The following is an 18,291-nucleotide window of genomic DNA, read 5'->3' on the forward strand; positions in this document are numbered from 1 at the left end:
TCGATCACGACGCGCGCAGCGGGCGGCGCGCGAAAATCGCCCGCTCGATCGCGCGGGCCAGCGCATTGAGAGCCCAGCCGGTCAAGCCCACTACGATGATGCCGAACAGCACGAGGTCCATCCGGAATTGCTCGCTACCGTCGATTAGCAGATTGCCGATGCCGCTGCCCGACACCAGCAGATATTCGGCGCCGAGCGTCGCGAGCCACGAATAGATCAGCGCGAGATAGATCCCGGTGAAAATCGACGGGAGTGCTGCCGGAAGAATCACATGGGCGATCAGTTGCAGCCGGGAATAGCGGAACGCGCGGGCCACCTCGACATAGCTGCGCGGCACCGCATGGATGCCGTCGCAGGTGTGCGCGGTAACCGGCAGCAGCGCGGCCAGCGACAGGAACACCACCTTCGCGGCATCGCCCAATCCGAACCATACCGAAATCAGCGGTATCCAGGCGAACAGCGAGATCTGCTTGAACGTGTCGAAGCTCGGTCCGACCATCCGGCGCGCGAGACGCGAAAAGCCGAGCAGGCTGCCGAGCAGCAAGCCGCCCACCGTGCCGATGACGAAGCCGCTCGCCTCGCGCGCGAGAGAAGCGGACAGCGCGCGCAGCAGAGCGCCGCTCACCGTTTGCTGCCAGCCGGTTTGCAGGACGGCGAGCGGGCTGACCAGCAGGCCGCTTTTCACGAGGTGCAACGCCGATACGGCGGACCAGAGTGCAATGGCGACAAGCGGCAACAGCACGCCGCGCCACGCGGCGCCGCGCCGGGTGACAACGGTTCTGATTTTCTTGCGTGGTTCCGGCAATGCGCAATCGCATGGCGGCGGTCCCTTTCTTCCTGAACGTCCTGGACCAGTTCGTGTGCGGAGCTTCGAAAGAAAACTCATGGGGTTCCTTTGCCTCGCGGCGGCTTCACTCGCGGAACGCGGACGGCTGTCCGCGCCGCAGACGCGCTTCGAGTGAATCGAGCAGGCGGTTCACGACGAGGCCGATCGCGCCGACCACGACGACCGACGCCATCACCAGATCGAGTTGAAACAGTTGCCGTCCATAAACGATCAGATAGCCAAGGCCCTCTGACGACGCGACCAGTTCGACGACGACGAGCGCCAGCCATGCCTTCGTGAAGGCCAGCCGCACGCCGGTCGCGAGCGTGGGAACGGCGGCGGGCAACACCACGTAGACAATCCGCTGCCATTCGCTGTAGCCGTATCCGCGTGCGACTTCCTCCAGGCTGTGAGGCGACTGGCGGAAACCTTGCAAGGTGCTGAGCGTGGCCGGTACGAGCGCCGCATGCGCGATCAGGATGTACTTGAGCGGCTCGCCGACTCCGACGAGCAGCAGCAGAAACGGCAGCCAACCGAGTACCGGAATCTGGACGAGCGCATTGAAGCCGGGCAAAACATAGGCTTCCAGCGTGCGCGACAGACCGAGCGCCGCGCCGATCGCAAAGCCCCCCATGGTGCCGATGCCGAAGCCGACCACGACCCGCTGCAAGCTGATCAGCGTGTGACGCACAAGGTCGCCGCTGTGCGCGAGTTCCATGAAGGTTTCATAGACGCGCGCGGGTGGCGGCAGAATTTGCGGGGCGATCCAGCCGCGCTCACAACCGATCGTCCAGAGCGCCAGCAGTGCCGCCGGCAGCAGCCACGGTGCGAGAAGCCAGGCGACGCTGCGCAGCCGTTCGCCTGTGCGCCGCGCTTTGTGCTGACTGCGCGCGTCGCCGCCAGCAGCCGTGGCGACGGGGATGGCTGTCTCGCTCATCGTCGGGCTCCGTTAGCTGAGCGGCTTGCCGGCCGCATCGTAGCGGGTCCAGTACCGATCGAGCTTCTGCGCATGCAATGCGTTGTCGAGATAGCGCGGTTCAAACCAGTTGTCGACATCGACCGGCTGGCGGATCAACTTCAGCTTGAGCGCGTCCTGAGCGACCGCCTTGTAGCGCGCGACAATGAACGCATCGATCAGCGGCGAGTTGCGGTCCTTCAGCGACTGGTGCGCGAACTCGGCTTGCCATGACGCATAGCTCACGCCGCTTTGAGCCCATAGCTTGAAAAGTGCATCGCGGTTGGCTTCGTCGGACGACCATTGCGCGCCCTTGACGAACGCGTTGACGACGCGCTGGACCACCTCGGGATGGGCATGCTCGAAGTCGTCCAGCACGAGCAGATGCGATTGCCGCGTGAATTGCGGGCCATCGGTCTGCGACTCGTAGATGATCTTCGCCAGGCCCTGGTCACGCAGCTTGTAGAGGTGGTAATCGTTGACCGACGCGTCGATACCCTTCGACGCCAGCGCTGCGAGCGAGCTTGCCGTGTCGAGGTTGATCACGCGCAGATCGCGTTCATCGAGCTGGTTCGCCGCGAGCGCGTTGTCGACCACCAGTTGCAGATTGGTGCCGCGGAAAATGGCGGTGCGGCGCCCTTTCAGATCCTTGATCGTATGAATGTCGGAGTCGGGTGGCACGGCGATCTTGATGCCGGCGCGAACACCGGATTCGAGCAGAATGCGCGTCTTCAGGCCATTGGCCCGCGCGAGCACCGCGGGCAGATCGCCTTGAAACGCGAAGTCGAGCGACTTGTCGGCGATCGCTTCGTTGACCGCGGGGCCGGCGCCTTTGAAGAAAAGCCACTCGACCTTGATGCCGTCCGCCGCGAATTCCTTTTCGAGCAACTGCTGCAATTGCACGGTCGCGGCGGGTGAGCCGCCGAAGGTGGGCGGGTCGCCCGCGCCTTGCTGCGCGACGCCAATGCGGATGACGGACAGCTTGTCGGCATACGCGTTAAGCGTCGCCGCTGCCAATGCGGCGCATACCGTCAGGGACTTCAGTAGCTTGAAATAGCGCATGTTTTCCGTGGTGTACGAGCTCGACCGGCGCATTCACGCGAGTGAGATGCGCCGGTGCGGGCAGAAGGTCAGAAGTCGTAGCCGGCGCCCGGGGCGCCCGGTCCAGCCGCGGACGTCGCCGGTGCCGGATCCTTCGGCGCTTCATATACGGTGGCGTCGGTGGTCAGCAGCAGCGCGGCGACCGATGCCGCGTTCTGCAGCGCCGTACGCGTCACCTTGGTCGGATCGAGCACGCCCGATTCGACCAGGTCGCCATACTCTCCGGTCTGCGCGTTGTAGCCGAAGTTGCCACTGCCTTCGGCGACCTTCGCGACCACCACGCTCGCTTCCTCGCCCGCGTTCGTCACGATCTGGCGCAACGGTTCTTCGAGCGCGCGCAGCACGATCTTGATGCCCGCATCCTGATCCGCATTCGCACCCTTGAGTCCGCTGATCGCATTTCGCACGCGGATCAAGGCGACCCCGCCGCCCGGCACGATGCCCTCTTCGACGGCCGCGCGCGTGGCGTGCAGCGCGTCGTCGACGCGATCCTTCTTTTCCTTGACTTCGATTTCCGTCGCGCCGCCCACCTTGATGACGGCCACGCCGCCGGCCAGCTTCGCCACGCGTTCCTGGAGTTTTTCGCGGTCGTAGTCCGAGCTGGCTTCGTCGATCTGCGCGCGAATCTGCTTCACGCGCGCTTCGATGTTCTTGTGTTCGCCGGCGCCGTCGATCACGGTGGTGTTTTCCTTGCCGACCTCGATGCGCTTGGCCTGGCCCAGTTCAGCAAGCGTTGCCTTTTCCAGCGTCAGGCCCGTTTCTTCGGCGATCACCTGGCCGCCGGTCAGGATCGCGATGTCTTCGAGCAGCGCCTTGCGGCGGTCGCCGAAGCCCGGCGCCTTCACCGCCACCGTTTTCAGAATGCCGCGAATATTGTTCACCACCAGCGTCGCGAGCGCTTCGCCTTCGACGTCTTCAGCGATGATCAGCAGCGGCCGGCTCGCTTTCGCAACCTGCTCCAGAACCGGCAGCAGATCGCGAATGTTCGAGACTTTCTTGTCGTGCAGAAGCACGTACGGGTTGTCGAGAACCGCGACCTGCTTGTCCTGATCGTTGATGAAGTAGGGCGACAGGTAGCCGCGATCGAATTGCAGTCCTTCCACCACGTCGAGTTCGTCGTCGAGCGATTTGCCGTCTTCGACGGTGATCACGCCTTCCTTGCCGACGCGGTCGATTGCCTCGGCAATGCGCTGGCCGATCGATTCTTCGCCATTCGCGGAGATCGTCGCGACCTGCGCGATTTCCTTGCTCGTCGTGGTCGGCTTGCTGATCTTCTTCAGTTCGTCGATGGCGGCTACCACCGCCTTGTCGATACCGCGTTTCAGGTCGAGCGGATTCAGGCCGGCTGCGACATACTTCTGGCCTTCGCGCACGATCGCCTGCGCGAGCACGGTGGCGGTGGTCGTGCCGTCACCCGCGGCGTCGCTGGTGCGCGAAGCGACTTCCTTCACCAGTTGTGCGCCGATGTTCTGCACGCGGTCCGGCAATTCGATTTCCTTCGCGACCGACACGCCGTCCTTGGTGACGACGGGCGAACCGAAGCTGCGCTCCAGAACCACGTTGCGGCCCTTCGGGCCGAGCGTCACCTTGACGGCGTTCGCGAGGATGTTCACGCCTTCGACGAGTTTCGAGCGTGCTACATCGCTGAAAATGATTTCCTTTGCTGCCATGTTCGAGGCTCCTTTATTGAGTAACGACGGCGACCACGTCTTCTTCGCGCAGCACCAGCAGTTCGGTGCCATCCACCTTCACCGACTGGCCCGCGTATTTGCCGAACAGCACACGCTCGCCAACCTTCAGATCGGGTTCGATACGCTTGCCGTCGCTATCACGCTTGCCCGGTCCGATGGCGATGACTTCGCCCTGGTCGGGTTTTTCCGCCGCGCTTTCGGGAATGACGATTCCCGATGCTGTTTTGGTTTCCTGATCAAGACGTTTGACGATCAGGCGGTCGTGCAATGGACGTAGGCTCATAAGTCGAATTCGCTCATGTGGAAATTTGGCACTCTTCACTGGTGAGTGCTGACCGGAGTCGAGTATAGGAATGTGCCGCCGCGTGCTCCAATAACGAATCCTCGAATCGTTATCGGCGTTTGTTATTTACGTTATGGGCTGGCGTGCAAACGTGTCGTAGCAGGAGACGAATGATTCGGGCGGCGGCGCGAAAGGCGACGTGGCAAAGCGGCCCGGCGGTCGCGCCGTGCTGAAGTGCACTAATCCAGAAGTGTGCATATTCATATTTCAATTCACTTGTTTTGCGGCGTTCGCGGCCTCCCTATACTGGTCCGTCGCGTTGGCATGGCCAGTTCGCACTTACGATTCATTCAGGTCAAACAGCCGGATCGCTCCGATCCGCGCGCATTTAAAGAGGAACGATCGCATGCAGGCATCTCTCGACACTGCGGCGCCGCCGACGCTTCATGCCGCACTGGCCGCATTGCCGGCGCTGGCCCGCGCAATCGGCGAAGACGCCGCGCAACGGGAAGCACGGCGTGAACTCCCGTTCGACCGCTTTGCGTTGTTCCGCCAATCGGGGCTCGGACTGCTGCGTTTTCCCGCCGAGTGGGGCGGCCTGGGTGGCTCGCTCGAAGATCTTTTTCATGTCGTTGCCACGCTGGCTGCCGAGGAGTCGAACGTCGCGCATGCGTTGCGAATTCATTACGACCTGACCGAGCAACTGTTGTTGTCGCCGCGCTCGGCGTTCAACGACACCCAGATCGAGCGCGTGCGCCAGGGTGCAATTTTCGGCGGTGCATCGACCGAACTCGGCACTTCGCGCCCGGGCGAAATTGTCACGGCACTCGTGCGCGACGGCGAGCATTTTCGAGTAACAGGCAAGAAGTACTATTCGACCGGCACGGCGTTTTCGGACTATGCGCGTATCAACGTGCAGGATGAAAACGACGAAAAAGCGTCGATCGTCATTCCAGTAGACCGTGAAGGCGTGCGCGTGCTCGACGATTGGGACGGCATGGGTCAGCGCATGACGGCGAGCGGCAGTCTCGTGCTGGACAACGTACAGGTGTTCGCACATGAAGTGGCCACGCGCGGTTATACGAGTCTCGCCGGCCGCCACGGCAGTGCGGTGCGGCAGCTGCATCTGGTCGCCGTGGCGGCCGGCATCGTGCGCAATATTCTCGCCGACGCGCGACGCTACGTGGTTCACTACGGTCGCCCCGTGCTTCACAGCCCGGCGCCGTCCGCCCGGGAAGACGGTTTCGTGCAGCAGGTGGTGGGCGATCTCGCCGCGCACAGCCTCGCGGTCGACGCGCTGGTTCAGCAGAATGCGCGAACGCTGGACCAGTCGGCGAATGCGATTCGCAGTGGCGCCGCCAACGCCGAGGAGCGGGTGCTGGAAGGGGCGCTCGCCACTGCCAAGACCCAGCTGGTGGTCAGCAAACTGGCGTTGCATGCGGGAGAGCGTCTGTTCGAGATCGGCGGCGCGTCGGCTACCGCACGCTCGCATAATTTCGATCGTCACTGGCGCAATCTGCGCACCATCTTCAGTCATAACCCGCTGCTGCATAAAGCGCGGGTGATCGGCGACTACGAATTGAACGGCGTCACGACTCATCTCACCGAAGGCCGCGTGTTCTGACGAATCACTGTTGTCGCCGTCTCTCTTTCACGCACTGTCCGTCATGGAAAAATCATGAGCCGAGATCTGCTGTTGTTGCTGGAACCGGGTTTCACCGATCCGAACCGTCCCGGTGAGCGTTTCATCTGTCCGGACGGCGCGCCCATTGAAGGTCTGCTGGCGAGCGACCCGGCACTCAACGCGCGACTGGATATTCACCGCCTGCCGTTCACGCGTCCGCGCGCGGCGGTCGTCGAGGCGCTCGATGCCGAACATCAGGGCCTGCCGGTGCTGATCTTTGGCGACGAACAGCCGGCGCCCGCTGATGCGCAGACGCTCGGAGACAAGCGTTTCGTGACCGATACACGCCGGATACTCGAACTGCTGGCGCAGCGCCATGGTTTTCCAAAGGTGCATTGAACAGGCAACGTCGAGCGGGCGGGGCGCGATACGAATCGCCGCGCCCGCCGGTCAATCGCCATGTAGACAGCTAATTCCCAATTCATTCTTTCATATTGTTGGTGGCGGTTGCTATCTTGCGACGCTTCCGACGCTTCCGATAGACGTCGCCTCGCGTGTCAGGCGGAGGTCAAAGGAACAGCCATGAATCGCGACGGCGCGCTTCATTCGGGACTTCGCAATGCGCTGACCGGACTTGCGGAAGTGCGCCGGTCTGGCTGCAACAGGTCACGCTGGTTAGCCGGCGCGTGCACCGTCACAGGGCCACGGCCGACGGTCTTGACGGCAATCTGTCCGACGTGTGCGTTGCGTGAGGCCGCGAGCCGGTGCGACGGCGGGTCCTTTGTCCGTGGCCTGCTTTGCATATGCGGAACCATTGGTTCTGTTGGCGCCGCAGCGGTTTTATCGTGAGCGTTGCAGCAGCACGGCCAACCACACAACTACGACACCACGACAACATACCCGGCGGCCCGCGCCGGCCGGCCCGTCGGCAACAAGGATCTGGATCACATGGCAGGACTGAATCGACGCGACTTTCTGATCTCATCGGGCGCGGCGCTCGCCGCGGCCAGCATGCCCTCATTGGCGTTCGCACAGGGCGAGGCCACCGCGCCGAAGCGAGGCGGCACCTTGAACATGCTGATCAACCCGGAGCCACCGGTGCTCGTGTCGATCTTCCAGACGACGGGCCCCGCACTCGTCGCGAGTTCGAAAGTGCTCGAGGGCTTGCTGGCCTATGATTTCGATCTGCGGCCGAAGCCGCAATTGGCCACCGCATGGACGGTTAGCGCGGACGGCCTGAAATATGCCTTTACGCTGCGTCAGAACGTCAAATGGCATGACGGCGAGCCGTTCACGTCGGCGGACGTCGCGTTTTCGATCGATCTGCTCAAAGCGGTGCATCCCCGCGGTCGCAGCACGTTCGCCAACGTGACGCGCGTCACCACGCCCGATGCGCGCACCGCGGTCATCGAACTGTCGAAGCCTGCGCCATACCTGTTGAAGGCTTTGTCCGCGGGCGAATCGCCGATCGTGCCGAAGCACCTGTACGCATCCGGCGATCCGCTGACGAACCCGCACAACAACGCGCCGATCGGCACGGGTCCGTATCGTTTCAAGGCATGGACGCGCGGCGCCAATATCGTCTATGAACGCAATCCGGACTACTGGGACGCCGGCAAGCCGTATATCGACGGCCTGGTATTCAAGGTGATCCCCGACGCGGCCGCCCGCTCGGCGGCCTTCGAAACCGGCGCACTCGATCTGGGCGGCGAAAATCCGGTACCGTTGACGGACCTGCCGCGTCTCACGCAATTGCCGCAACTGGCGGTGGAAACGCGCGGCTACCGCTTTCTCGAGCCTTTGTCCGAGATCGACTTCAACCTGGATCACCCGATCCTCAAGGATTTGCGGGTGCGCCAGGCGATTGCTCATGCGATCAATCCGCAAGTCGTGCAGCGCACGATTGCATACGGTTATGCGGACCTGTCGCCTACGCCCATCACGCCGGGTTCGCCGTATCACGATGCGAAGATCACCGCTTATGCGTTCGATATCGCCGGTGCGGAAAAGCTGCTCGACGCGGCCGGTTATCCGCGCAAGGATGGCGGCATGCGCTTCGGACTGACGCACGATTTCCTGCCTTACGGCGACCTGTATCGCCGCCAGGCCGACTACGTGAAGTCGGCGCTGGCGCGTGTGGGCATCGACGTGACGGTGCGTTCGCAAGACCTGCCGGCGTTTCTGAAGCGCGTCTACGCGGACCGCCAGTTCGACTTCACGAGCATCGGCGTGAACACGCTGTTCGATCCGAGCGTCGGGGTCCAGCGTCTCTACTGGTCGAAGAACATTCGCCCGGGCGTGCCATTTTCGAATGCGCCGCACTACAGCAATGCCGAGGTCGACCGCCTGCTCGAAAGCGCTTCCGTTGAAACCGACGAAAGCAGGCGCGTCGCGCTGTACCAGCAATTTCAGCAGATCGTTTATCGCGATCTGCCGATTCTCAACCTCGTCGCGCCGCGCATGATCACGCTGGCGAACCGGCGCGTGCACAACCACACCGTATCCGCGCAAGGCCTCGAAGGCAATCTCGCGGATGTCTATCTGAGCGCGTGACAGGAGATCGCCGATGAGCCGCAGTTTGCGTGTCGGCGCGATAGCGCGACGTACCGCGTGGCAGGTCTTGCCGACGGTGGTCGGCATCGTGATCCTGAACTTCTTTCTGCTGAAACTGATGCCTGGCGATGCCGCCGACGTGCTTGCCGGCGAGTCCGGCTCGGCAACGGCGGAAACGATGCAGGTGCTGCGTGCGAAGTTCGGGCTCGACCAGCCGGTGCTGCATCAGTTGTGGTCGTACCTGACGCATCTGTCCCATTTCAGCCTGGGTTATTCACCGCGTTACGACATGCCTGTGATGCAACTGATTCTGTCGCGCTTGCCGAATACATTGTTTCTGATGGGAGTGGCGCTGTCGTTGGCGATCGTGGCCGGCGTGACGCTCGGCGCGGTGATGGCCCATTGGGCCGGCAAATGGCCGGATCGGCTGCTGTCGGTACTGGCCTTGCTGTTCTATTCGACGCCGGGCTTCTGGATCGGTCTGCTGGCAATCGTGCTCTTTTCGGTGCACCTCGGCTGGCTGCCGAGCGGTGGCAACATCACACTCGGCGTGCAGTTGCATGGCGTCGCCTATCTCGCCGATGCGGCAAAGCACGTGCTGTTGCCCGCAGCGACACTGGCGACGTTTTTCGTCGCGATCTATGCGCGGCTTACTCGTGCCGCCATGCTCGAAGTGCAGCGTCAGGACTTCGTGCGGACCGCTCAGGCCAAGGGCCTGCATCCGTGGCGCGTGACGGTGCGGCATGTGCTGCGCAACGCATTGATGCCGCTGACCACCATCGTCGGGATTCATTTCGGTACGCTGCTGGGCGGCGCGGCGGTGACGGAGACCGTGTTCAGCTGGCCGGGCCTCGGACGCCTTGCGCTCGACGCGGTGATGGCGCGCGATTTCAGCGTGCTGCTCGGCGTGCTGCTGCTGTCGTCGCTGCTCGTGATCGTCGCGAATGTCCTCGTCGATCTGCTGCAGGCCTGGCTCGATCCACGCATTGCGTGACTATTGCTGACTGTCGGATGACTTTTAGCGTTTTCGCCGACACGTTGTTCACCTGAGGGACGCAATGGCTTCCGACTCTCCCGATCTGATCTCCAGCTCGCCTGAGCCGGGTGCTTCTTCGTGGCGGCGGCAACTGGCCGGCACGCTGTTCGGTCAGCGCCGCGCCGGCGCGGCACGCGCGCCCGGCCCGCAGCGGACGGGGCGCGGCGTGTGGCGCGCGCTGCTGCGCAATCCGTCGGCGCTCGCGGGGCTCGTGCTGTTCACCGCGTTCATCGCGCTCGCGCTCGGTGCGGGGCATCTGTTTCCTGGCGACCCACTCGATATGGTCGCGGCTCCCTTCGAATGGCCGGGCGCTGATCCGCAGTACTGGCTCGGCACCGATTCGCTCGGGCGCGATGTGGCTGCAGGCATTGCGCATGGCACGCGCGTGTCGCTGCTGATCGGCGCGGCGGCGGCGGCAATCGGGCTCGTGATCGGCACGCTGGTCGGCGCGGCGGGGGGCTTCTTCGGCGGAGTGGTCGACAACGTGCTGGTGCGCGTCACCGAACTCTTTCAAACCATTCCGTCGTTTCTGCTGGTAATCGTCATTGTTGCCATTGGCCGGCCGGGCGTGACGGTTATCGCGCTGGCCATCGGCATCGCGTCGTGGCCGACCGTCGCGCGGATCGTGCGCGCCGAATTCCGTACCCTGCGCGAGGCGGACTTCGTGCTCGCGGCGCGTAGCCAGGGGTTCAGCAACGCACGCATCATCTTCGGCGAAATTTTGCCGAATGCGTTGCCACCGGTGATCGTCACCGCGTCGGTCATGGTGGCGAGCGCCATCCTGATCGAGTCGTCGCTGTCGTTTCTCGGCATGGGCGACCCGAACGTCGTCAGCTGGGGCGGAATGATCGGCGCGGGCCGGGATTCGTTGCGCACCGCGTGGTATCTGACCGCAATTCCCGGCACGGCGATCGTCGTCGCGGTGCTCTCGCTGAATCTGCTCGGCGACGGCCTGAACGACGCGCTCAATCCGCGTTTGCGGGAACGCACCTGATCATGACACCGAGGACGCACGAAGTGGATAGAGCGGCAAACCTGCTGGAAGTACGCGACCTGCGCGTGAGCTTCGGCGCGCACGAAGCGGTGCGCGGCCTGAATTTCGAGGTCGCGCAAGGCGAGACGCTTGCCCTCGTAGGCGAATCGGGTTGCGGCAAATCCGCGACCGCGCTTTCGTTGATGCGGCTCGTGCCCGCCCCAGCGCAGGTGACCGGCAGCGTGTGTTTCGATGGCCGCGAACTGCTCGATCTGTCGGCGCCGGAGATTCGCGCGGTCCGTGGCCGGCAGATTTCGATGATTTTCCAGGAGCCGATGACGTCGCTTAATCCGGTGCTGTCGATTGGCGCGCAGATCGTCGAGACGCTGCGCCAGCATGAGCGTCTGTCCAAAGCCGCCGCGTGGAAGCGGGCGATCGAATTGCTGGAGCTGGTGCGGATTCCCGAACCGCAACGACGCGTATTCGATTATCCGCATGAACTCTCCGGCGGTCAGCGGCAGCGCGTGATGATCGCGATGGCGGTGGCCTGCCGGCCGCGTCTGCTGATCGCGGATGAACCGACCACGGCGCTCGACGTCACGATCCAGGCGCGCATTCTCGAGTTGCTCGACGGTTTGCGGCGCGAGTTGTCGATGTCGCTGCTGCTGATCACTCATGATCTGGGCGTGGTCGCCCAGCATGCGGATCGTGTCGCGGTCATGCTGGCGGGCGAATTGGTGGAAGAAGCACCGGTCGAGCAACTCTTCACGCGGCCCGGTCACGCCTACACCCAGGGCTTGCTCGGCGCTTCGTTGAATCTCGCCGACGATCTGCATTACCAGGGCTGGAAGCTGCCTGAGATCCGCCACGGTATTGCCGATGACGGCAAGCCGACGTTTGCCGTCGTACCGCGCTCGGCGCGCACCGGGCAGTATGTCACGCAGACGGCTGTTCGCAGCGCGGCGCATGACGATGCGCCGCTGCTGGCGTTGCATGACGTGCGGATCGACTATCCGCATCGGCATGGCAAGTCGACGCTGCGTGCCGTCGACGGTGTGTCGTTGCAGATCGCGCGGGGCGAAACGGTGGGGCTCGTCGGCGAATCGGGGTGTGGAAAGTCGACGCTATCGAAAGCGATCCTGCGGCTCATACCGGCCACGCGCGGTCAGATCCGTTTGCGCGGCACCGACCTGGTGCCACTACGCGAGCGCGAATTGCGGCCGTTGCGCCGCCACGTGCAGATGGTGTTTCAGGATCCGTATGCGTCGCTCAATCCGCGCCGCACGGTGGGAGAAATTCTGAATACGGTGCTGGTGGTCAATGGTGTGGACGACGCACGGCAACGCCAATTACGCATCGCCGCGATACTCGACCGGGTTGGGCTGCCCGGTTCGGCATTGGGCCGCTTTCCACATGAATTCTCGGGCGGACAACGGCAGCGCATCGGTATCGCGCGAGCGCTCGTGCTCGAACCGGATCTGCTGATCTGCGACGAACCGGTGTCCGCGCTCGATGTGTCGATTCAGGCGCAAATCCTGAACCTGCTGGTGGAGCTCAAACGCGATCTCGGGCTGGCCTACCTGTTCATCTCACACGATCTTTCCGTAGTGCGCTATATCGCGGACCGCGTGCATGTGATGCAGGCGGGGCGTATCGTCGAAAGCGGCGATCATCGCGAGATCTGGCGTGCGCCGCAGCACGCGTACACGCGCACGCTGCTCGAAGCGATTCCCGGCAGGAGCTTCGACGCGCAGGCGGCGTAAGCCGCCTGCGCCGTCTTTCACTTTACGCCCGCTCACGGGTTGCCGAAGTACGCCGGCAGGCGGAAGCCGTCATAAAAGTGGTTGCCGCGAATCGCCCGCTGGAATTGCACGGATTGATACGCCTGCACGATATCCTGGGTCGCGCGCGTTTTGCGGTTGGCCGCCTTGACGACGACCTGGTTGATATACGGCGGCGTCATCTGTTCGAGCGCGAGTGCATCCGTCAGCTTATGGCCGCTGAAAATCGCGAAGTTGCCCTGAATCGTCGCGTAGTCGACGTCGTCGAGCGCGCGCGGCGCCTGCGCCGATTCCAGCGGCACGATCTTGATGCCGGCCGGATTGGCGATCACATCGCGCTCGGTGACATCGACCGGGTTAGGGTTCGGCTTGATCCTGATCCAGCCGATGCGCTGCAGGATCTTCAGCGCGCGTTCCAGATTGACCGGATCGTTCGGTACGGCGACGCGCGCACCGGGTTTCACCTCGGAAAGCGAACGATGTCGGCTCGAATAGAGACCCATTGGCGGCGTCGGCACCTGCACGACGCCGACCAGATCGGTGCCGTTGCGATCGTTATACGACTTCAGATAGACCTCGTGCTGCATCACGTCCGCAATGATTTCACCGCGATATACCGCCTGATTCGCTTCGAGTCCCGTACTGAACTCAACGTACTGGATCGTGTAACCTTTCTCGCGCAGTTGCGGTTCGACGCCGGCCTTGAACTCGTCTGCATAAGGGCCGGGAACGAAGCCGATGCGCAACGGCTGCGCGGTGCTGCTGTCGGCCGCATGGGCGGCCAGTGGCGCGAGCGCGGCGAGCACGATGAACGCGCAGGCCAGGCGCGGGTTGAAAAACCTCAACAGTGCGGTTCGATAGAGCATCGTTGCGATGACCGGATAAAGTGAGTGGCGCGCTTATCGTCGTTAAGCGCAATAGGGCTCGTCCTGCGGCGCACCGCGGCGCGCAATCCGGCCACAGAACGGACGGCCCGGGTCGTTGAATTCCGGCGTCGACGGCTGGCCGCTCGCGACGAGCGAATCGACAAACGCTGTGTCTTCGGCAGTGAGCCGGTAACACAAGGCCGGCAGGTAGTCGTGCCATTGCGCCTCGGTGCGCCATTCGGTTTGCTGCAGCCGCCGGTTGATGCGCTGCTCGTGAGCCAGGTCGATGATGCGGGCGGCAGCGGCTTCGTCGGTGGGGCTGCCGAACATCATCGTGCCGAGCGTCAATGTCGAGACCTTGATACCGCAGCAGCCGAGCTGTCTGTATTCCATGTGTGACGTATTCCGTGAAATGAAAAGCGCGAAGCGGTTCAGTGCTGGAGCCAGAGATCGGCGAAACTCGCCGATACGCCGTCAGGCGAAATCGTATGGTTGTGCACCGCGCGCGAGTACACCGTGATGTATTGCGGGGACACCAGGTTGATATCTGGCAGATCGCGCTCGACGATGCGCTGGATCTGCGAAAACAGCTGCCTGCGTTTGACTTCGTCGGTTTCTTCGGCCACTTGGGAGAACAACTGGTCGATCTCCGGATTGCTGTAGTGCGAGCCATTGGTGAAAGGCACGCCGCGCCGGAAATTGCCGGTTGTGTAGAGCCGCGCGACCCCGACCACCGGATCGAACAGATTGCTCATGCCGTTGATGCTGAAATCGAAATCCCGGTCGGTGTAGATTCGCTTCAGGTAGGCCGGCAAGTCCTGGCTGCGCACCGTCACGGCAATGCCGACTCGCGCCAGCGCGGATTTGACGTAGGCGGCGGTGCGCGCCGGCAGGTCGCCGATCGGCAGCGGGTCGACGGTCAGCGCGAAGCGGGTACCATCGGCTTTGCGCGGATAACCGGCCTGGTCGAGCAATCCGTTCGCGTGTTCGACATTGAACGGATAGGGGGTCGGCGCCGGATCGTGGTAGGGATTCGATGGAATGATCGGACTCGCGAGCGGCGTCGCGTAACCATAGTAGATGACTTTGCGGATCACTTCGCGATCCAGTGCGGACGCAATGGCCTGACGCACTTTCGGATCCTTCAGCAACGGATTGTCGAGATTGAACTCGATGCGTGCCACGCCCGCCTGGAATTCGTACCCGCGCGACTCGATCCCGAGCTTCGGGTTGTCCTTCAGACGCGCAAGGTCGGACAACGGCACCGGCGTGTCGCCGCTCAGATCGACCGAGCCGTCCTCGAACGCGACGGTGCGGGCTGCCGGATCGTTGATGATCTTGACGACGATCCGGTCGAGCCACGGCTTGCCCTTGTCCCAGTAGTCGTCATTGCGCGCGTACTCGATATAGCTGCCGCGCACCCATCTGACGAAGCGGAAGGGGCCCGTGCCGATCGGCGCATTGTTGGCGGGATTGGCGAGTACGTCGGTGCCGTCATAGACATGCTTCGGCACGATAGGCGTTTCCGACGACGAAAATGCCTTGATCAGCCAGGGTGCGGATCTGGACAGCGTAATGATCACCGTATAGGGATCGGGCGTCGCGATATGGGTGACGTTGGCGAAGGTGGTTTTCGCGCGCGGATGGACTTGTCGGAGTGTCTGGATCGAGTACGCGACGTCCGCGGACGTGAAGGGCTTGCCGTCGTGCCATTTGACGCCGTGGCGCAGATGGAACACGTATTTGCGGCTGTCGTCGCTGATTTCCCATGAGGTCGCGAGCGACGGCTTCGGCGCGAAGTTGAAATCATACTCGAGCAAGCCTTCGGTCACTTTCGGACTGACCTTCAGCACATTGGTCGCCGTAGTCGCCAGATCGACTAGCGCAGTCGGTTCCGGTGTCACGACGAAATTGAGCGTGCCGCCGCGCGTCTGCGCCTGCGACGCCTGGCTGGCAAGCGCGACGACGAGCGTCATTGCAAATCCGAGTGTCCCGCTGAGTACCCGCTTGCCGTAGCGACGCAGTGCGGCCTGCGTGGTGACATGTGCCATTTTTTTGTCATGCAGGAGAAAAAGAGGAAACGGAATCGGCTCAAGCTGTCGACACAGCGAACGCCCGGCGTCGCTCAAGTGCCGCCGCGAGCGGAGCCGGCTCGACCCATGCATCGAAGTCGAAATCCGTCGCGATGAAACCCCACTTGAACAGGAAGCGCTTGAAGTCGGAAAGGGCGGCCAGCGCGTGTGGATCGAGGCCTATTGTCAACTGCCGGTGCAGACCACCCGGATACGCGCGTTCGACCCAATGCTCGGCGCTGCGAACCTCCCGGCCGACATAACTCGCGAGCTCGGCAACGTGGCCCTGGGCCCAGTCGCCGGCGGCGAGCGTGCGCGCCAGTACGCGTTCGACCAGGTCGGGACGTTCACGCAACAGTTGCGCGTCGACGGTCAGCGGTCGCGGCGTACCATTGTTCGCATGCAACGCGCGATTGGGTTGCGCGCCGATCTCGATGAGGATTTTCGCGTTGAGCAGGTTGGTAATATCCAGTCCGGTCGCGCCTTTGACGAACACGACATCGGCCTCACCGCGCAGAAGCGCCTCGGTTTCGCGGGCGAACTCATGCGAACGCTGAGCGTCGAGCCACGCGTCCAGCGGTGCGTCGCCGGCGGGCTTCGCGCCGTCGAGTCCGCGAGGCGTGTGCGGCAATTCGACAAAGTCGATATCTTCGAACTGCACGCCGAGCGCATTGAGCAGCGACGAGAACCCGCGCAGCGCGGTGGCGCGGTGAAAGTCCACCACGCCCCCCGCCCGGGTGCTGCGCGGAAATCCGAAGCGGCGTCCGGCGAGCGCGTGAGGCGTGGCGTCGAGTTGCCGGTCGAGCGTGATCAACGCCTGGAACTCGTCGACCCAGCTCAGGCCGATCAGGCGCGTGTCGCTGCCTTGAGCACGCGCCCATAGCGCCGGGATATTGCCGCCTTGCCGAAACGACCACGGCTGGCTATGCGTGAAATGAGAACGGCGGACCAGCACGTCGTCAGCATCCTGCAATGCCTTGACGTCGATGCCGTCGGCCGCGAACTCCTGCTGTAGCCAACCTTTTTGCGCCGCGATGCCGAACGGGGTGGGTGCGGGGCAGCGTGTGTACCAGATTCGGCTCATGCGGGTCACCTGTAAGGTTGCGGGGAGCATTGCTGTCGGGGGTGCCATGTCGTTGAACGCGGCACGGTTTGCAATCAATGTCGCAAGCCAGCGTCGCGCAGCAACGGCAGCACGCGGTCGCCGAAGAATTCAAGGTCGGGCTTGAAATCGAAAAAACTCAGTTGCACGCCGTCGATGCCGGCGCGATGCAAACGCACGATGTAATCGGCAATCTGCTGTGGGGAACCGACTATCGCGATGTTGCCGCCCACCGCGCGTGCGGCCGCCGAATTGCGTTGCCCGGCACCGCCGCGCCACGCATGCGCGTCGCTGTCGAAGCGATGAAAGCTGCCTTCGTCGCCGTGCGCGACGATTGCGTCGTGGTAAGCGCGAGCTTCGGCGGCCGTCTCGCGGCAGATCACCATTGGATTGATCAAGGTGCGGATCGGGCGGCCGTGCGCCGCCGCGGCGGCTTTCACGCGAGCGGTATGCGCGGGCAGCGCTGCTAGCGCAGCTTCGATCTCCGAACCTGCCGGACTCGTGATGAAGACCACGTCCGAATAGCGCGCGGCGAATTCGATACCGGCGTCCGAGCCGGTCGCGTTGACGAGCAGCGGGCGTCCAAAGCGCGGCTTCGGCGTGACGAAGGCCTTGTCCAGTTTCCAGCTCGACAGCTGCGGAGCGAAGCTGAAGTTGTCCGGTTGCGCCCACAGTTGCTGGACGGCATCGAGGAATTCCGCAGCCAGCTGATAACGGCGGTCGTGATCGATCCGGTGCCAGCCGAACATCTCGTGTTCGATCGCGCGATGACCGGTGACGACGTTGATGCCCCAGCGGCCCTTCGAGATGTGATCGAGCGTCGCCGTGAATTTGGCGAAATGCAGCGGATGCCAGGGCCCATACAATACATGACTGGTGGCGACGAGGATGATGCGTTCGGTGCGCGCGGTCATTGCCGCGAGCGACATGAACGAGTCGAGCGCTTGCCCATTGAATACGCCGCCGTAGCCTCCGTTGGGCAACCATTGCGACAGCGCGAACACGAGATCGAACCCGAACGCTTCGGCTTTTTGCACCAGTTCCAGGTTGTAGTCGAACGTCCAGTCGGTCGTGCGCGGCAACGTGGACGCGCTCCAGCCGCCTGCCTGGATCGGCAGGAACAGTCCCAGCAGCAACGGCTGCCCGAATGCGAGGGAGACGGGGCTTTGAGCGAAGGTAGCGGGCGAGCGCACCGGCACGAAAGGCGAAGCATCGCGTGCGCCGTCGGCATGGGGCGCCGATGCGCGCATGGGTGGGGTGACGATTGATTCAGGCACAGTGAGTATCCTTGCCATGCGGTAGGGAAGTGCGCGTGAAGTGGGAGGTTCGCGACACCGCCTGAGATCGTGCCGTGGGCGCGCGCATTAAACCTACGCGTCGCGGCGCCAGGAATCTGGCGCTGGAACAGTAAAGCACGTCGATGTTTGG

The 18,291-nt window shown here is 63.3% G+C and carries 16 protein-coding genes; 6 read left to right on the plus strand and 10 right to left on the minus strand.

Annotated elements, in window-relative coordinates:
• Positions 1-4: 4 nt before the first annotated feature.
• The 5 genes from BXE_RS37405 to BXE_RS37425 form a co-directional block, all read right to left on the minus strand.
• Entirely contained in the window at positions 5-886 is an 882-nt protein-coding gene (locus BXE_RS37405; RefSeq protein ID WP_011493317.1) for an ABC transporter permease, read from the minus strand.
• 25 nt (positions 887-911) lie between these two features.
• A complete protein-coding gene (locus BXE_RS37410) occupies positions 912-1,763 on the minus strand; it encodes an ABC transporter permease (RefSeq protein ID WP_011493318.1) in 852 nt (283 codons plus the stop codon).
• A 12-nt stretch (positions 1,764-1,775) separates the two neighbouring features.
• A complete protein-coding gene (locus tag BXE_RS37415) occupies positions 1,776-2,843 on the minus strand; it encodes an ABC transporter substrate-binding protein (RefSeq protein WP_040123786.1) in 1,068 nt (355 codons plus the stop codon).
• A 68-nt stretch (positions 2,844-2,911) separates the two neighbouring features.
• Positions 2,912-4,552: a chaperonin GroEL gene (gene groL, locus BXE_RS37420; RefSeq protein ID WP_011493320.1), complete on the minus strand. Its 1,641-nt coding sequence runs from the start codon at positions 4,550-4,552 to the stop codon at positions 2,912-2,914.
• 13 nt (positions 4,553-4,565) lie between these two features.
• On the minus strand, positions 4,566-4,856 hold the full coding sequence (locus tag BXE_RS37425) for a co-chaperone GroES (RefSeq protein WP_011493321.1): 291 nt from the start codon (positions 4,854-4,856) through the stop codon (positions 4,566-4,568).
• Between the two features lie 406 nt (positions 4,857-5,262).
• Between BXE_RS37425 and BXE_RS37430 the strand changes: the two genes are divergently transcribed.
• The 6 genes from BXE_RS37430 to BXE_RS37455 all read left to right on the plus strand — a co-directional run bounded on the left by BXE_RS37430 (position 5,263) and on the right by BXE_RS37455 (position 12,805).
• On the plus strand, positions 5,263-6,480 hold the full coding sequence (locus tag BXE_RS37430) for an acyl-CoA dehydrogenase family protein (RefSeq protein WP_011493322.1): 1,218 nt from the start codon (positions 5,263-5,265) through the stop codon (positions 6,478-6,480).
• 54 nt (positions 6,481-6,534) lie between these two features.
• Complete coding sequence (locus tag BXE_RS37435) at positions 6,535-6,879, plus strand: DUF3088 domain-containing protein (RefSeq protein ID WP_011493323.1); 345 nt, start codon at positions 6,535-6,537, stop codon at positions 6,877-6,879.
• A 549-nt stretch (positions 6,880-7,428) separates the two neighbouring features.
• Entirely contained in the window at positions 7,429-9,033 is a 1,605-nt protein-coding gene (locus BXE_RS37440; protein WP_011493325.1) for an ABC transporter substrate-binding protein, read from the plus strand.
• A gap of 13 nt (positions 9,034-9,046) precedes the next feature.
• Positions 9,047-10,027: an ABC transporter permease gene (locus tag BXE_RS37445; RefSeq protein ID WP_011493326.1), complete on the plus strand. Its 981-nt coding sequence runs from the start codon at positions 9,047-9,049 to the stop codon at positions 10,025-10,027.
• A 64-nt stretch (positions 10,028-10,091) separates the two neighbouring features.
• Positions 10,092-11,063 (plus strand): ABC transporter permease, encoded by a 972-nt coding sequence (locus BXE_RS37450; protein WP_011493327.1) that lies wholly within the window; start codon positions 10,092-10,094, stop codon positions 11,061-11,063.
• 2 nt (positions 11,064-11,065) lie between these two features.
• Positions 11,066-12,805, plus strand: a complete 1,740-nt coding sequence (locus BXE_RS37455) for an ABC transporter ATP-binding protein (protein ID WP_011493328.1) — start codon at positions 11,066-11,068, stop codon at positions 12,803-12,805.
• Between the two features lie 32 nt (positions 12,806-12,837).
• Here the strand turns inward: BXE_RS37455 and BXE_RS37460 are convergent, their stop codons facing one another.
• The 5 genes from BXE_RS37460 to BXE_RS37480 all read right to left on the minus strand — a co-directional run bounded on the left by BXE_RS37460 (position 12,838) and on the right by BXE_RS37480 (position 18,113).
• Positions 12,838-13,689, minus strand: a complete 852-nt coding sequence (locus BXE_RS37460) for a MetQ/NlpA family ABC transporter substrate-binding protein (RefSeq protein ID WP_011493329.1) — start codon at positions 13,687-13,689, stop codon at positions 12,838-12,840.
• Positions 13,690-13,731: 42 nt separating this feature from the next.
• Positions 13,732-14,082 (minus strand): aldo/keto reductase, encoded by a 351-nt coding sequence (locus BXE_RS48345; RefSeq protein WP_011493330.1) that lies wholly within the window; start codon positions 14,080-14,082, stop codon positions 13,732-13,734.
• Between the two features lie 38 nt (positions 14,083-14,120).
• Positions 14,121-15,740, minus strand: coding sequence for an ABC transporter substrate-binding protein (locus BXE_RS37470; RefSeq protein WP_011493331.1), 1,620 nt, complete (start codon positions 15,738-15,740; stop codon positions 14,121-14,123).
• 40 nt (positions 15,741-15,780) lie between these two features.
• On the minus strand, positions 15,781-16,845 hold the full coding sequence (locus BXE_RS37475; RefSeq protein WP_011493332.1) for an ABC transporter substrate-binding protein: 1,065 nt from the start codon (positions 16,843-16,845) through the stop codon (positions 15,781-15,783).
• Positions 16,846-16,919: 74 nt separating this feature from the next.
• A complete protein-coding gene (locus BXE_RS37480; RefSeq protein WP_193352983.1) occupies positions 16,920-18,113 on the minus strand; it encodes an LLM class flavin-dependent oxidoreductase in 1,194 nt (397 codons plus the stop codon).
• Positions 18,114-18,291 lie beyond the last annotated feature (178 nt).

The organism is Paraburkholderia xenovorans LB400, from assembly GCF_000013645.1.
Classification (GTDB): Bacteria; Pseudomonadota; Gammaproteobacteria; order Burkholderiales; family Burkholderiaceae; genus Paraburkholderia; species Paraburkholderia xenovorans.

Bases quoted from the DNA above. Each gene is read 5' to 3' on its own strand.
- BXE_RS37405 (WP_011493317.1), bottom strand. From the start codon at position 886: ATGAGTTTTCTTTCGAAGCTCCGCACACGAACTGGTCCAGGACGTTCA.
- BXE_RS37410 (WP_011493318.1), bottom strand. From the start codon at position 1,763: ATGAGCGAGACAGCCATCCCCGTCGCCACGGCTGCTGGCGGCGACGCG.
- BXE_RS37415 (WP_040123786.1), bottom strand. From the start codon at position 2,843: ATGCGCTATTTCAAGCTACTGAAGTCCCTGACGGTATGCGCCGCATTG.
- groL (WP_011493320.1), bottom strand. From the start codon at position 4,552: ATGGCAGCAAAGGAAATCATTTTCAGCGATGTAGCACGCTCGAAACTC.
- BXE_RS37425 (WP_011493321.1), bottom strand. From the start codon at position 4,856: ATGAGCCTACGTCCATTGCACGACCGCCTGATCGTCAAACGTCTTGAT.
- BXE_RS37430 (WP_011493322.1), top strand. From the start codon at position 5,263: ATGCAGGCATCTCTCGACACTGCGGCGCCGCCGACGCTTCATGCCGCA.
- BXE_RS37435 (WP_011493323.1), top strand. From the start codon at position 6,535: ATGAGCCGAGATCTGCTGTTGTTGCTGGAACCGGGTTTCACCGATCCG.
- BXE_RS37440 (WP_011493325.1), top strand. From the start codon at position 7,429: ATGGCAGGACTGAATCGACGCGACTTTCTGATCTCATCGGGCGCGGCG.
- BXE_RS37445 (WP_011493326.1), top strand. From the start codon at position 9,047: ATGAGCCGCAGTTTGCGTGTCGGCGCGATAGCGCGACGTACCGCGTGG.
- BXE_RS37450 (WP_011493327.1), top strand. From the start codon at position 10,092: ATGGCTTCCGACTCTCCCGATCTGATCTCCAGCTCGCCTGAGCCGGGT.
- BXE_RS37455 (WP_011493328.1), top strand. From the start codon at position 11,066: ATGACACCGAGGACGCACGAAGTGGATAGAGCGGCAAACCTGCTGGAA.
- BXE_RS37460 (WP_011493329.1), bottom strand. From the start codon at position 13,689: ATGCTCTATCGAACCGCACTGTTGAGGTTTTTCAACCCGCGCCTGGCC.
- BXE_RS48345 (WP_011493330.1), bottom strand. From the start codon at position 14,082: ATGGAATACAGACAGCTCGGCTGCTGCGGTATCAAGGTCTCGACATTG.
- BXE_RS37470 (WP_011493331.1), bottom strand. From the start codon at position 15,740: ATGGCACATGTCACCACGCAGGCCGCACTGCGTCGCTACGGCAAGCGG.
- BXE_RS37475 (WP_011493332.1), bottom strand. From the start codon at position 16,845: ATGAGCCGAATCTGGTACACACGCTGCCCCGCACCCACCCCGTTCGGC.
- BXE_RS37480 (WP_193352983.1), bottom strand. From the start codon at position 18,113: ATGCGCGCATCGGCGCCCCATGCCGACGGCGCACGCGATGCTTCGCCT.